At 48.6% G+C, this 14,470-nt stretch carries 12 protein-coding genes; 5 read left to right on the top strand and 7 right to left on the bottom strand.

What is annotated here, in order from left to right; all coding sequences use genetic code 11:
• Positions 1 to 4: 4 nt before the first annotated feature.
• Together M1D30_RS13395 and M1D30_RS13390 are read right to left on the bottom strand one after the other, a co-directional pair.
• Positions 5 to 664 carry a hypothetical protein gene (locus M1D30_RS13395; RefSeq protein WP_248504801.1) on the bottom strand — a complete coding sequence of 220 codons (660 nt, stop codon included), beginning with the start codon at positions 662 to 664 and terminating at the stop codon, positions 5 to 7.
• On the bottom strand, positions 661 to 1,212 hold the full coding sequence (locus tag M1D30_RS13390) for an RNA polymerase sigma factor (RefSeq protein WP_248504799.1): 552 nt from the start codon (positions 1,210 to 1,212) through the stop codon (positions 661 to 663). Before M1D30_RS13390 ends, M1D30_RS13395 begins: the two co-directional genes overlap by 4 nt.
• 188 nt (positions 1,213 to 1,400) lie before the next feature.
• On the opposite strand from M1D30_RS13390, the gene M1D30_RS13385 reads away from it, so the two are divergent.
• Positions 1,401 to 2,318 carry a DMT family transporter gene (locus M1D30_RS13385; RefSeq protein ID WP_248504797.1) on the top strand — a complete coding sequence of 306 codons (918 nt, stop codon included), beginning with the start codon at positions 1,401 to 1,403 and terminating at the stop codon, positions 2,316 to 2,318.
• A gap of 66 nt (positions 2,319 to 2,384) precedes the next feature.
• Complete coding sequence (locus M1D30_RS13380) at positions 2,385 to 3,281, top strand: prohibitin family protein (RefSeq protein WP_248504795.1); 897 nt, start codon at positions 2,385 to 2,387, stop codon at positions 3,279 to 3,281.
• Positions 3,282 to 3,350: 69 nt separating this feature from the next.
• Here M1D30_RS13380 and M1D30_RS13375 read toward each other — a convergent pair whose 3' ends face one another.
• Positions 3,351 to 4,433, bottom strand: coding sequence for an AraC family transcriptional regulator (locus M1D30_RS13375; protein WP_248504793.1), 1,083 nt, complete (start codon positions 4,431 to 4,433; stop codon positions 3,351 to 3,353).
• A 191-nt stretch (positions 4,434 to 4,624) separates the two neighbouring features.
• Between M1D30_RS13375 and M1D30_RS13370 the strand changes: the two genes are divergently transcribed.
• Positions 4,625 to 5,821, top strand: coding sequence for a GH3 auxin-responsive promoter family protein (locus M1D30_RS13370; protein WP_248504791.1), 1,197 nt, complete (start codon positions 4,625 to 4,627; stop codon positions 5,819 to 5,821).
• 130 nt (positions 5,822 to 5,951) lie between these two features.
• On the opposite strand, the gene M1D30_RS13365 is transcribed toward M1D30_RS13370, so the two are convergent.
• The 4 genes from M1D30_RS13365 to M1D30_RS13350 all read right to left on the bottom strand — a co-directional run bounded on the left by M1D30_RS13365 (position 5,952) and on the right by M1D30_RS13350 (position 11,459).
• A complete protein-coding gene (locus M1D30_RS13365) occupies positions 5,952 to 6,497 on the bottom strand; it encodes a hypothetical protein (RefSeq protein ID WP_248504789.1) in 546 nt (181 codons plus the stop codon).
• A gap of 170 nt (positions 6,498 to 6,667) precedes the next feature.
• Positions 6,668 to 7,186, bottom strand: coding sequence for a DUF3237 domain-containing protein (locus tag M1D30_RS13360; RefSeq protein ID WP_248504787.1), 519 nt, complete (start codon positions 7,184 to 7,186; stop codon positions 6,668 to 6,670).
• 57 nt (positions 7,187 to 7,243) lie between these two features.
• Complete coding sequence (gene pyk / locus M1D30_RS13355; protein WP_248504785.1) at positions 7,244 to 8,683, bottom strand: pyruvate kinase; 1,440 nt, start codon at positions 8,681 to 8,683, stop codon at positions 7,244 to 7,246.
• Positions 8,684 to 8,837: 154 nt separating this feature from the next.
• The gene (locus M1D30_RS13350; protein WP_248504783.1) at positions 8,838 to 11,459 is read right to left on the bottom strand and encodes an endo-1,4-beta-xylanase; all 2,622 of its coding nucleotides are present in this window, start codon (positions 11,457 to 11,459) and stop codon (positions 8,838 to 8,840) included.
• Positions 11,460 to 11,619: 160 nt separating this feature from the next.
• On the opposite strand from M1D30_RS13350, the gene M1D30_RS13345 reads away from it, so the two are divergent.
• Together M1D30_RS13345 and M1D30_RS13340 are read left to right on the top strand one after the other, a co-directional pair.
• Positions 11,620 to 13,275: an endonuclease gene (locus M1D30_RS13345; protein ID WP_248504780.1), complete on the top strand. Its 1,656-nt coding sequence runs from the start codon at positions 11,620 to 11,622 to the stop codon at positions 13,273 to 13,275.
• Positions 13,276 to 14,463, top strand: coding sequence for an SAM-dependent methyltransferase (locus M1D30_RS13340; protein WP_248504778.1), 1,188 nt, complete (start codon positions 13,276 to 13,278; stop codon positions 14,461 to 14,463).
• Positions 14,464 to 14,470 lie beyond the last annotated feature (7 nt).

Below are 14,470 nucleotides of genomic sequence, written 5' to 3'. Positions count from 1 at the left end.
GATTTTATTGTTGAGCTGTTTGTTCTAAGTTATATTTTGAAATTTCGAGTTCCAACTGTACCCACTTCAGATAAGCCTCAGTGGCTTGCTGCTTCATCAGGGCTATCTCTTCAGGGGTGTACTTCAGGTTCTCGGGTCGCGTGATGGGGATGTCGCGCTCTGTCAGCGTCGCTGAGGCCGTTTCTTCTGTGTGAATGGGTATTTCCTCGGCATGAGCTGTTTCCGTTGTCTCTTGGGCCAGCAAAAGCTCTTTATCGACGACAACGGGCTGTTTTGATGCCACACGCTTGTGCTTGACGGGAGCGGCAGGCGCCTGCGGAGCGTCTTCAATTGTTTTCGCTGCGCTGAAATCAGAGAGTCTGCTCTCTTGACTATCCGCCATGGGCTCTTCCGCTTTCTGTTCTACCTTCGTCACGACATCCTGGTGGGGAATGACGTCTTTGGGTGGCGTCAGGTAGACGGCGATGAGAGCCGTGACACAGGCAGCGGCAATCCAGGGCCAGATGGTGCGATGCTTACGTACGTTCGTGTCGCTACCCACGCGCTGCATCAGTCGGGCGTTCAGGTCTGCCGGCATCTGGGGCAGCGCCTTATCTTCCTCTTGGATGGCGTCGCGCAGGTTGGTGTCCTGCTGGCGTAAAGTATTAAGTATATCCTCCTTCATGACTGTAACATTTTGATGATTCTACAAAGTTTCTTTCTCGTCCTACTCAGCTTCGAGGCGATGGTCGTTGGTAGCGACTCTGTGACAAAGGCGATATCCTTCAAGCTCATTTCCTCGTAATAGAACATGGTGATGAGGGCTCGCTCCTCGGGTGGCAGGTGTTTCAGCGCTGCTCGTATCAGTTGTACGGTCTCCTTGTTGGCCTGCCCGAAGGTCTCGTCCACCTCCTCGTCCGACAGGGCCTCGCCGTCGTAGTCCTCAAAGTAAATCATTGGTGTGCTTTTCTTTCTCAGAAAGCTGATGGCCTCGTTGTAGGCGATGCGCGATATCCATGTCTTGAGCGATGACCTTTCAGAGTTAAACTTGCCAATGTTGCTGAACACCTTGATGAACACATCCTGATAGACCTCCTCGGCGTTCTCGACGACGGGGATGAGTCGCACCACCTGTGCGAAGACATCGCGTCCGAAGCGGTCGAGCATCGTCTGCTGGGCTTTGGGATCACGTTTCAGTAATCCCTCTATCAGGTCTATGTCTGATTTTATCATTGCTTTATCTTGGATAATCTACTTATATATACGCACCAAAATGGTCAAACATTGCATTGCACTTCAAAAAAAATCGAAAATCCTACGATTTTCTTTGTAAAAAGCCGTAATTTAAGGAAAAAAGCGTACCTTTGCATAACAACATTACAAACAGAATGATAATACTTAAACAAACAAAAGACTAAACAATGACTTATTTAGGAGAAATGATTTCCATTGGTGTGGCCTTCTCATGGACGGCCACGGCCTTGCTGAGCGAGTTTGGCAGCAAGCGAATGGGTAACCTGACACTTAACGTGATGCGCATGTCGCTGGCATTAGTACTCTCGTTGGTGCTGTTTTATCTGACAACAGGAAGCCTCGTTCCAGGAGGTGTCACTGGCGAGGCCTGCGGATGGATGCTACTATCGGGTTTTGTGGGCTATGTCATAGGCGACTTCTGCCTGTTTCAGTGCTACATCATCATTGGTTCCCGCTTTGGACAGTTGTTCATGACCCTTGCCCCCGTATCGGCAGCACTGATGGCCTGGGTCACCTTAGGACAGCGACTCACTCTGATGAGTATAATAGCTATGTTGATAACCCTCTCAGGCATCGGCATCTCTGTTCTGGGGCGTGGCGAACATCACCGTGTGTCGCTCAAATTGCCTCTCAATGGTGTGCTCTATGCTGTGGGAGCAGCAATGTGCCAGGGTGTTGGACTCGTGTTGAGTAAGATAGGTATGGACCATTACGAATATTCGCCTGATATGCCAGGATGGCTGGTACCGTTCAGTGCCAACTTCTATCGCTGTGTGGCTGGTATCATAGGCTTCTCGATATTACTGTATCTGCGTGGCGAAGTCACCCATTTCCGTTCAGCCGTACGCGACAGAAAAGGCTTTGCTGTGGCTCTGGCCACTACGCTCTTTGGCCCTTTCATTGGTGTTGGCTTCTCGCTGATGGCCGTTCAATATACGGCTGCAGGCATAGCTTCTACGCTAATGGCCATGACGCCCATCATCATCCTATTGCCCTCCTATTGGCTCTTCCATGAGAAGATTACCTGGCGGGCTGTTGTGGGTGCCATCATCTCAGTGGCAGGTGTCAGTCTGTTCTTTCAATGATAAGGACGTGTGGCTGATGCAGTCTGGAAACGAATAATCATCCAATCAAATTAAACCCATAAAACAATGAAAACAACAAACAATTCAGGTTATTCCTTTGACATGAAGAATCCTGTCTTCCGTACATTTGCCATTGTGGCAGGTAGTATTCTTTTCCTGTTGATTGTCTTTGCCACCTGTTGCACCGTGGTCGACTCGGGCGAGGTTGGCATTCGCTTTCACAAGTGGTCGCTCAATGAGCAAGATTATGGTGGCGTAGAAGGCACCTGCAAGGGTTGGGTATTCTACAATCCCATCACCACTAGCGTGTTTACCTATCCCACCTTCACACAGCGTAAGCAATACGAAACGTTCTCAGTGAATGCTAAGGACGCTTCGCTCTTCGAGATGGACCCAACCATCGCCTATCGTATCAACCCTGATAAGGCCTGCGACATCTTCACAAAATATCGTGTAGGCGTGAAGGAACTGGAGGAAGGCTATATCCGTACCTGTATTTATGAGGCCTATCGCACCTGTGCAAACCAATATACCTCGGATTCGCTGATGTCAAACCGTGCCAACTTCGAGCGTGATGTGCGCCAGCGTCTGGAGAAGTCGCTGATGAGCGAGGGTTTCCTGGTGGAGGAGTTTACGAGTAAGATTACGCCTCCATCATCATTGCTTTCGATGATCGACGCCAAGAACACCGCCATCCAGAGCGCGCTGAAGGCTGAGAACGAGGTGAAGGAGGCCGAGGCCAATGCCAAAATTGCCGTTGCCAAGGCCGAGGGTAACGCTAAGGCCATGAAGATCAAGGCTGATGCTGAGGCTTACTACAACCGCACTATTGCTGCATCGCTTTCGCCAATGATTGTTCAGGAGGACATGATTGAGAAATGGGATGGCAAGATGCCCCAGATTATGGGTGGTAACGGTAGCATGATGCTCGACGTTTCAAAGATTGTGGGAACAGGAAAATAATTATTTTACTGCTTTCTAATCATAAAAAGGTCTCTGCGCCCATTTGGTGCAGGGACTTTTTTATAATGATTATGATTGTTCTTTCATCCACTCAGTTACGGTGGTGCCCATATATTTCTTAAAGGCAACACTGAAAGTGACGTAACTATGGAAGCCGCTTTGTTGTGCTATCGTCTTGGCTGTCGTGATGTGCGATGAGGCTGCAACTTTACTATAGAGTTGCATAAAATGATCAATACGTAAGCGGTTGATATATGCGTTATATGTGATGTCCTGTTGGGCGAAATAGGCACTCAGATATGTGCGGTTGGTGCCAATAGCAGTGGCCAACTGTTGTAGAGAGAGGTCGTGCTGTAGATATAGCTGCGTGTTCTTGCAGTGCTGTTCCAATAGTGTGCCAATATTAACGGCGTTATTCTCTTTTGGTCCCTCCTCATTATAGACTTCCTCTGTCGTGGGGCTCAGCAGTTGTAATGTCTCTACGCGCCACAATACAAAAGCAATGATGATCAGTGTGTTAATCTGTGACAGGTATTCCGTGGCGAGTGCTCCCTCGTTGGTAGCATACGCAGCATAGATGAGCACAATGCAGGCTAGTAGCATTAAGCTCTGCCACACCTCTTTGTTTTGCAGGTCGGCGTAGTTATCACGAAGCCAATGACTGTAGTTCCTTACTTCCAGGATATAATAGAGAGTAAATGCCACACAAAGAATGATGCTATACAGTTTTGTATACCATTCAAAGGTCTCGCTGCGTGTGATGAAACTGATGACCGATATTACTGCTAAGGGTACCATTGCCGCAAAGATGGGCCACAGCGGGCGACGTCGGTCTTGCAACATACGCAGAAAGATAACCATCATCAAGGGCACGAACGTCAGTCGGTCTAAAGTGATGGCAATGATATGACGCATCTGTCTGTCGTCTTTCAGAAGGTAGATGCTTAAGATCACCCACCATGCATGACTTGCTGCTACAGCGGCCATAAAGGCGGCTGTCCATCGGCGTAAACTCTTTGACGGGTTGACAGATGTCAGGAACATGTTTCCTTGAGTGAATAGCAGGTAAAGGCAAGCCACAACAGCAAACAGGGTGGCTCCACCGTAAAGCATCATGAAGAAGATATCTTGCAGTCCTTGATGTTCGTACATATGCTGAATTTGATTTTGCAAAGATAGTCAAAAAAAATAAAACAGACACCATTTCTCTTTTAGAATTTACAATTATGTTTTAGAATTTACAAAAATTGAGGTTATATGACCTATAAGTCATTGCCACCTATCAAAAAATACATATCTTTGTACAACAAAACACAACACATATATCACGGAACACACCATTCATGGGCGAAAATACAATTAAGATGGTTAACGAGGCTCGTTGGGCTGATGGTCAGCGAGTCAGAAACAGGCTCGACGACATTACCTACGACCCGATGCGCAGTCAGGAGGAGTTTGTGATGAGGCTGATGCGCGAAAACGATAAGTCCGACTATGGTCGTAAATACGGTTTCGAACATATTCGTAATTTGGATGATTTCAAGAAGAGCCTGCCCTTGACCACCTATGATGATTATGCTCCCTATATATCTCGCATCATGAACGGCGAGCGCAATGTGCTAACGGCATATCTCACCGAGAATATTTCTTGTTTGCCTGATGGAAAGGTTATTCCGCAGTCGCGTTGGGGAGTACAGGTGTGTTATGATTATGGGTTTTGTGCCGGCTTTTATATAGCAGCCAACTATGGTTATCTCACAGAAGGAAAAACGCTGAATCTGTTGTCCAGCAGGGTTGAGCGCCGATCTTCAGGGTTGACTGTTGGTAATCTGCTAGGACGTCTGTTGGTGAAGCGCGAGTTTGACAATGAACGCGTCTATGCCATTCCTCTTGATGTGGCCGATGCGTCGGACAAAGAGGAGATTCTTCATCTGCAGGCGTTATATGCTCTGAGTCAGCGTGATATCTCGCTGGCCATTTGTAAGAAATACGAGAATCTGTTGAAGTTGCTGCGTTATATTGAAAAGACGTGGCCGCGTCTGACAGAGGAAATAGAAAGTGGTAGCAATGTGGTGGAAGCGAATGCTGTCAGGGCGAATGCTATCCGCGAAATCATGGAAGACCACCATATTGGCACGCAGTTGCTCACCAGCCTATGGCCTGGTCTCCGTTGCGTGATGGTGTACGATGTCGACCAGCTAAGTGCCAGTTTCGAGTTGTTGCGCACCTATTGTGGCAGCAGTGTCCACTTTATCTTTATGGGCATCACCTCGTCGCTAGGTATTTTCTCTACAGCTATCAACCTCGACGATCCACAGACCGTGCTCATTCCTGATGGCATGTTCTATGAGTTTAAACCGAAGAATGCTCCGATTGGACAGGGCCGAAATCTGTTGACTCTTGACCAACTTGAGATAGGACGCAGCTACGAACTGGTGATTACGACGCTGTCAGGTTTCTATCGCTATCAGACACAAAAGACCTTCCTTGTGGTGGGTCGTTATCATGACACTCCGACTGTGCTAATAGATAAAGATTAAATCAATTTAAATCAATTCAAGTAATTTCCTAGAGTGTCTTTTACCATCTAAAACACACGCAAAAAAGCTCCCCTGAACCACTTGTGTCACAGGGGAGCCTTGTTTATATTATATGTGTTCCTATTGAAGCTTATTTTGCAAACTTACCGCTGGCCATCACTTTCTCGTTGGTGGTGGTGCCGTTGGCTCTGCGTGCGCAGTTGCGCGTGTTCCAATAGCCCCAGTCAAAGCGGTTGTCATAAGTCAGGCGGAAGAGTATATCTTTCGATGTGCCATCGTCCATATAGCCCTCGAAGCGATTGCTATTCAGGCGATAGTCATTAATATACACGTCGTTCCAACTGTCGGCATAGCGAATGCGGATGCTTCCTTTGTAGATATCCCACTCGAACTCGCAGTAGTAATAGTCGTTATAGCGGCTGTTCAGGTCGTAGTCAACCTCGTAGCCCCATCCGCTATAGGCACTCTCACGCTCGAAGTACATCGTGGTACGATAACTGTCGCCCGTCAATCCCCAACGATCGTAATAGTAAGTGTCTATATAGCCCGTCCATGTACCATCCAGCGTACGAGCCTCGTTACGGTCTTCCATGTCCTCCCAGAACTCTCTGTCACAACTGGTGAACAACGTCATCATCATCATGAACATTGCGGTGTAAGTAAAAATCTGCTTCATAGTCGTATCTTTTTAAAGGGTTCCGCTCGGCCCCTAGGGACGCTTGCCAGAGCAAGAACTTCTGTTTGATGTTGCAAAGATACAAACTACGGCGCAACGCCGCAAGGTGTTTTTCCTATTCGTGTATAGGGAAACTCCTAAACGTTGGGGGGAAATTGGTTCAGGCGTTTTTATTTCACGCGCCAGACATTAAGCACAATGCCGTTGAAACCGCTTGAGAACGAGGGAGCACAGAGAAACAGCGAGTTGTTCAGCCAACCATATTTGCTGTCGGCAGGAGCCTCAAACTGTGGTGCACAGCGGAAGTAGAACGAGGGCTTGCCATCGGCATCCTTACTGTTGCAGATAATGCCACGATTACGCACGTGGATATACACGCCGTCGTCGGTCTTGATGCAGTAGATGGCCTCTACCTCTGAGCGTCCGTCAGCGTTGGCCAACTGATAGTCGGCGCCACCGCTGATGATGGTTCCCTTGATGTTGGGACCTTCAAAGGTGCCACCTGTGATGGGAATCACCGTGCGGCGTCCGTGTTGCGTGTTGTCGATGCCAAAGGTGCCGCCGAGTGTTACCTTCAGTTGCAGGGCAAACTCCAGTTGTGGGGTGTCCTTCGGCGTTTCTACTTGTGCGCTGATGTTCATGGTGAACAGGGTCAGCAGCAGGGTGAAGAATAACTTCATAGCTTTCATTGTCTTGATTAAATAGTTAATAATTATAATTTAATGATAGGTTTTCTATGCTATGGGTCATGCTTTGGGCAGGTGGAAGCGGTATTTGTTGCTAAAGAGCTCCTTCACGGTGTTTATCTCAAGGAACTTCGGACCGCCGCCTTCGCCCACGTTGCCACTCAGATAGGCAATCTTGTCGTCTTCCTCTAAATAGCCCTTTTGTCGCAACATGCGTACGGCAGCCGTAAAGAGCTCCTCGCAGTCAATGTGCTCTTTCTGATATACAGGAATAACGCCGTAGCTCAAAGCCAGCAGTCGCTGCACCTTCTCGATATAGCAGATGGCTAGCACGGGGTTGGGACCACGGAAAGCTGCCAGAGAACGGGCCGTGTAACCAGTGGTTGAGTCGGTGATAATACCTTTCACGCCCAACTTCTCTGTTGCCTCGATGGCGCTATGCGACATAAACTCACGAATATCGCAGTTGGGCGACATGGGAATCTCGATGTCGTTCTCGCGCAACTTATCGCGTTCGGCCTGCTCGGCAATCTGTGCCATTGTGGTAACGGCCTCTACAGGATACTTACCGCTGGCGGTCTCGCCCGAGAGCATCAGGGCATCTGTGCGATAGTAGATGGCGTTGGCAATATCGGTAACCTCGGCACGGGTGGGGCGGGGGTTCTGAATCATGGAGTGTAGCATCTGTGTGGCCACGATAACGGGCTTTTTTGCCTGAACACACTTACGGATGATGCGGCGCTGGATGCCAGGAATACGCTCGATGGGCACCTCAATACCCAGGTCACCACGGGCAATCATAATACCATATGAAGCTTCGATAATCTCATCAATGTTGTCCACACCCTCCTGATTCTCAATCTTCGAGATAATCTTAATATCTGAGTTATAGGCGTCGAGGATGGCCTGTACGGCTCTCACGTCGGCAGCCGAACGCACAAACGAGTGGGCAATGAAGTCGATATCGAGTTCAATGGCCAGCATGATGTTCTTGCGGTCTTTCTCGGTGAGGGCAGGCAGGTCAATGTGGATGCCAGGCACGTTAACACTCTTACGAGAGCCCAGTACGCCGTCATTCTTCACCTGAGCGGTAATCTGTGGACCGTTGATGCCGATGACCTGCATGTCAAGAGCACCGTCGTCAAACAGGATATGGCAACCTTCGTGCAGGTCGGCAGCGAAGTTCTTGTATGTCACGTTCACAATGTCGTGGGTGGTCTCCACCTCAGGACGGCCGAAGATCTTCACCACATCGCCCGTCTTATACTGGATGGGCTCTGCGCAAGCGGTGGTACGCACCTCTGGGCCTTTTGTGTCGATGAGGATGCCTATGTGATGACTCACCTCTCGCACATTCTTTACTATCTGTCGGATACCTTCCTCGGGGGCATGGGCTGTGTTCATACGCACCACGTTCATACCTGCGTTGAAAAGAGCGCGTATGAACTCGGTGTCACATCGTCTGTCGCTAATCGATGCAACGATTTTCGTCTGCTTCATATTCCTGTGTTTACTAATACCTTATTATTCTCGGGTGCAAAGTTACGCATAATTTCTGAAATATTCTGCGATTTAAGATTATTTTCAATAATAAGGAAAGCAAAACGGCAGTTCCTAACGCAGGAACTGCCGTTTTCTCAGGTATGATATGGCATTATCGTCTCATCACTTTCTTACCGTTGATGATCACGATACCCTTATAGTTGTCGTCCACCTTCTGTCCCTTCAGGTTGTAGGTGACAACACGCTTGGGTTCTGGCGTAATGATGCTTTCGATGCCAGTGTTCAGTGTGCAGATGAACTTCACCTTGTCAATGTTACAGTTGCCGTCGGTGATGGTGAAGCGCAGGATCTGTTGACCCTCAGCCAGGTTCTTGGTCAATGTGCCTTTCATAACCTTGTAGGTGTCCCATCCGCCAGTAGACGTCACTTTGACGGTGCCAATCTGGGTCACGGTGCTGCCCTTTACCAGACTAATCTTAAAGCCACCGTTAGAGCTTGAGCCATTAGAGCAGGTAGCCTCGAACGAGTATTCGCCAGGTTCGGTCACGTTGACAGAGTATTCTGTCCATTCGTCCTTAGAGGTGTAGCCGATAGCCGTGCCGTTGTTGCCCTTCACAAGGTCCAGACCCTCGTTGTCGTTGCGGTAGTTGGCATTGCCCTCGTCGTTGGCATCCTTGTCGTGGAAGGTAAAGCCCTCGCCACCCTTGTCGAAGTTCTCAGCCTCTATCGTGCCAGGAATGGTGATGGTGCTCTTATAAGGCAGGCGCTTGCCGTTGACCTTCAGGGTCTTCTTGGCCGATGTCTTGGTCTTGCCCTCCGAGTTGGTAACGATGGCCGTAATGGTGTAAGAACCCTTGTCGGCGGGACTGTAGGTTATGCTATAGGGAGCCTCTGTCACAGTGCCAATCAGCAGATCGTTCGAGTAGAAGTCAATCTTCTCGATGGTGGCAGAATTCTTTGATGTGGCTGTGACAGCAACAGTTGTCGAATCGCCGGCAAAGATGGTTGCAGGCTTCAAGGTAGGTGTGCCCACAGCGATGTTGGTCTTATCCTCGTTCAGAAGCTTAAAGGTGAGGTTCTTGATATAGAAGCCACCCGTATTAATCATCAGTGTCAGCACGTGACGGCCTTTGTCCAAAGGCATCACCATGTTGGTGTGTAGGGGCTTGTAAACGCTGATGCCACCTGTCTTGGGCACCTCAATGTACTCAGTCAGATAATTGATGTTGTCGAGGGTGTATTCTGCGATGTGGAAGAGACCACCAGCCTTCGATGAAGCCACCTCGGCGTCGATGGTATACAAGCCTGAGTCGGCCACCTCTACGGTGTACTCCATCCACTGGCCGTTCTTGGTAGCCACGTTGCTGCGTGAGGCACTGTTATATGACACGCCAGAGGCACCCTTGTCATATTCAGTCACGTTGATGGTGCCAGGCAGCTGAGGTATAATCTCGTTGTAAGGCTCGCGCTTGGTGGTTGAGCTGAGCACATTGACACGCGACAGACGTTCGTAGGTCTCGCTGTCGGTGGTAGTAACCACGGCCTTGAGGGTCTTCCAGCCAGCTGCTGTCGTGCTTGGCACCTGATACTCTGTGATATAGGGAGCCTCGGTCATTGTGGCAATCAGGTCGTTGCCAAAATACAGTTCAATCTTCTCGATGGTCTTGGTAGCCATTCTGGCGCGCACCTTGATGGGCAGTACATCGCCCTTAGCCACCTTTTGTGCGGCAGGACGGATATACACGGAGGCCTCTTTCTTTGTACCAGGGAACGGACCTACGGCATTCTTTGCAGCATCGGTCTGCATGTATTCTTTCAACCACGTCATGGCAGGGCGTTCGACGCCATTTTTATAGATTCCGGAGTAGCCTTTTCCATCATCAGTCCATGTCTTGCCATAGATATAGCCCCAAAGGGTAACACCGGCACAATATGGGGCCTCCCACATGATGGGAATCTGTTCTTGGTAGTATTTCTTTTGGTCAGCATCGTCAGTAGACGAAATGTCATACTCTGTAATAAACATCGGCATTTTTAAATTGTCCTGCTGTTTTTTTAGATTGTTACTTAGCTCACTTTTGCTGATGCCTTTCAATTCATGTGCTTGGTTTCCATAGGCGTCGATAGGAGCTCCAGCATCTCGTAGAGCACGAACTAGGTCGATATAATTGTCAAGATCCCAACGAATGGAGTTATAGTCGTTGTAAATCAGGATGGCGTCAGGCCAGCGCTCGTAGGCCATTTCGAAAGCTTTAATCAGCCAGTCGTAACCCGTCTTACCGCCACCGCCAAGGGTCTCTTTTATCATGGGGTTGCCCTGCTGATGCATACCAACAGCTTCGTTTACCACGTCAATCATGGGTAGGGTCTTATACTTGGCTTTTGCTTTGTCAAACCAATTGGTGAGTGCCGAGAAACGCTCCTTGGCCGAAAGTTTTTCCAGCCAGCTGGGATACTGGGCACCCCATACCAGAGCATGGAATTTGTAAGTGAAGTTGTGGTTTTTGGCATAGTTGAAGGCGTTGTCGGCTCCACCCCAGTTGAAATTGCCACGGCTACCTTCTACTGATGCCCACTTTGACTCGTTTTCACAAGTCACCTGATTCCAAAGTTGATAGAACTTTGGCACGCCGCCACCTGCATCCATCTGATAGCTGGTTGTAATGTTACCTAGAAACTTGTAAGGATTCTCTGATATCTGCGCATTGGCACGCTGAGGCATAAATAATGCTGTCAGCATCAGTAATCCTGCAAAAGAGTAATGTTTAAGCATAAATACTTGTTGTTAGTTATTGATTTTCGGTGCAAAGTTATCGCTTTTTCTTATATTTTGCTTTTCTGCATGTTTCATATACGTTATTTTTTTGTATAAAATCGCTGTAAATTCGAAATAAATACGTAATTTTGCATGCATAAACATTAAAACTAATTCAATGAAAAAGTTATACTGTACAATTACTTTTGTCATGTGCCTTGTGACGTCTGCTGTCTTGGCACAGGGCCCCAATAACTCGGGTGTCTATTACCAGCAGGCCAACGGAAAGAAAGGCGCTGCCTTAAAGACAGCCTTCTTTAATATCATAAAAAATCCCGATGTGGTCAGCTATAACGGACTGATAGAAGCTTATCATAAAACAGACACCCGTCCTGATGGATACATACGCGACTGGTACTCAAACAGTACGAGCTATACTTGGAACGACCGCAACGGCAATTCGCGTGAAGGCGCAGGTTGGAACAGAGAGCATAGTGTTCCTCAGAGTTGGTTCTCTAAGTCAAGTCCGATGGTTTCAGATATCGTTCACGTGTTGCCAACAGACTGCTATGTGAACAACCGTCGTAGCAGCTATCCCTTTGGCGAGGTGGGTAGCACCACTTACGTCTCGAACAATAGCTACTCAAAACTCGGTTCTTGTAAGACAGCTGGCTACTCTGGCACGGTCTTTGAACCCAACGACGAAATCAAGGGCGATATTGCTCGCATCTATTTCTACATGGTGACCTGCTATGAGGATCGTTTCACCAACTGGTCTGCTGGCAGTGCTAAGCAGGTCTTCTCTTCAGACAAGTATCAGGGTCTGAAGACATGGTGCATGGACATGATGATGCGCTGGTCAAAACAAGACCCTGTGGATGCCACTGAGATAGCACGCAACAATGCGGTTCAGGAGGTGCAAGGCAACCGTAACCCCTTTGTCGACTACCCAGGACTGGAGCAATATGTGTGGGGCGATAAGAAGGATGTGGCGTTCAGCTATGATAACTATGGCGGAGTCGTTATTCCTGATCCTGATGAGGTGGCAACGCCCGTGTTCTTGCTGGAACCAGGCACCTATAAGGAGCCGGTCAATGTAAAACTCTCATGCAGCACACCAGGTGCCAGCATCTACTATAAGACAGACCTGACAGCTGTGGTGCCCTCAATTCACAATACACTTTATACAGACGAGGGCATCGATGTCTCAACAACCACCACCATTCAGGCTATAGCTTATCTCAATGGTAAGTATAGTCCTATGGCCACAGCAACATACGTAATCAATGCAGGTGGTGGCCATACAGACTCTACGACGACAGAGATTGCCTTGAACAACGCATTCTTCAACGTTAATTGGAATGGCTCAAGACATTCTAATGATGAAGATGTGCTGACGGGTCGTGAGAATGGTATCACCATCACTTATTCTAAGGGCTCAAGTGGCAATATGTATTGTAATGGTGAGCAGATACGTTTGTATGGTGGCAACGAGTTGAAGGTTGAGTCGAGTGTCGGCGAGATGGTGAAGTTGGAGTTTGTCACTAAGGATAGCAGCAAGGAACTGCTGCTTCAGTCAGGTGGTGGCGCTATCGATGGCTACACCTGGAACGGTTTGGCAGATGGCGTGACATTCGGCGCAGAAAGCGGAAGTGGTCATATCAAGATGCTTTCTGTAAAGGTGACACTTGCTATTTATGATCCTACAGGTATAGCTAACGTTGTGCCCTCTGCTCCCAATTCCACTGCCATCTACGACCTGCAAGGCCGTCGTGTGCTGAATCCCAAAAAGGGCCTTTATATTGTTAATGGCCGAAAAATAAACATGAAGTAAATGAACGATAAGACCCGCAAATTCATTGAGCAGAATCTCCATGCCGACATCCGCCAGTTAGCCTTACAGGGATGTCGCGACAAGGAGGTAGACATGCCTCTGGCCTTGAGTCAGATTGCGGGCAGACAGACAGCCCGTCGAAAACTGCTCTCATGGGCGGCTCTCGACGGGCTTCTTTATCCTCCCCACCTGAATATGGAGCAGTGCAGTAGCGAACAGACGGCGCGCTATAAGGCCACTATTGCCAAGCGACTGCTTTCTTCTTATGCTACTCCCACGTCGTTGGTCGACCTGACGGGTGGTTTTGGCGTTGATTTTGCCTTTATGAGAGAGGCTTTTGATGAGGCTACATATGTGGAACGTGATGCACAATTATTTGCCATTTCATCGGAGAATTTCAAGATTCTTGTGAAAAATGTGAAAACTGTGAACGGCGATGGAATCGACTTCTTGCATGCTCTCTCTCATGCTACGATGATCTTTATGGATCCAGCTCGTCGCGATAACCATGGCGGACGTACCTATGGGATAGGCGATTGCACCCCAAATGTGCTCGAGATAAAGGATGAACTGCTCCAGAAAGCGGATGTGGTGATGCTGAAACTCTCGCCCATGCTCGATTGGCGTAAGGCTGTGAGCGACCTGGGTGAACAGTATGTCAGCGAGGTGCATATTGTCTCTGTACAGAACGAGTGCAAGGAACTGCTTATCGTGATGCAACAACAGCCAGCAGAACCTTTCCCTGTTTATTGTGTCAACGACGATGCCGTATTTATATACCATCCGTCGTCCGCCAGTTCTAACGATATTGCTCATCTCTCGTCTTTCACTTTCCTCTACGAACCTCATGCTTCCATCATGAAAGCAGGCTGTTTCGATGCCGTATGCAGCGCGTTCTCATTACGTCAGCTGGCGCATAACAGTCATCTGTTCGTATCAGACCAGTTCGTGGCCGACTTCCCTGGTCGCAGCTTCCATGTTCTGTCCATTTCATCGATGAACAAACAGGAACTGAAGAAACTCTCCCAGACCGTGAGTCAGGCAAACATTACTGTGCGCAATTTCCCAATGACGGTGGCCGAACTGCGCAAGAAACTGAAGATGGGCGACGGAGGAGAAACCTATATTTTTGCCACGACCCTTGCCGATGGACAGCGTGTGCTTGTTGTTTGTGAAAAGGCGCGTTAGACCACTA

This window comes from Prevotella sp. E15-22 (genome assembly GCF_023204875.1).
GTDB lineage: Bacteria > Bacteroidota > Bacteroidia > Bacteroidales > Bacteroidaceae > Prevotella.
The sequence above is the reverse complement of the archived record's forward strand: the minus strand, read 5'-3'. Positions and strand labels throughout refer to the sequence as shown.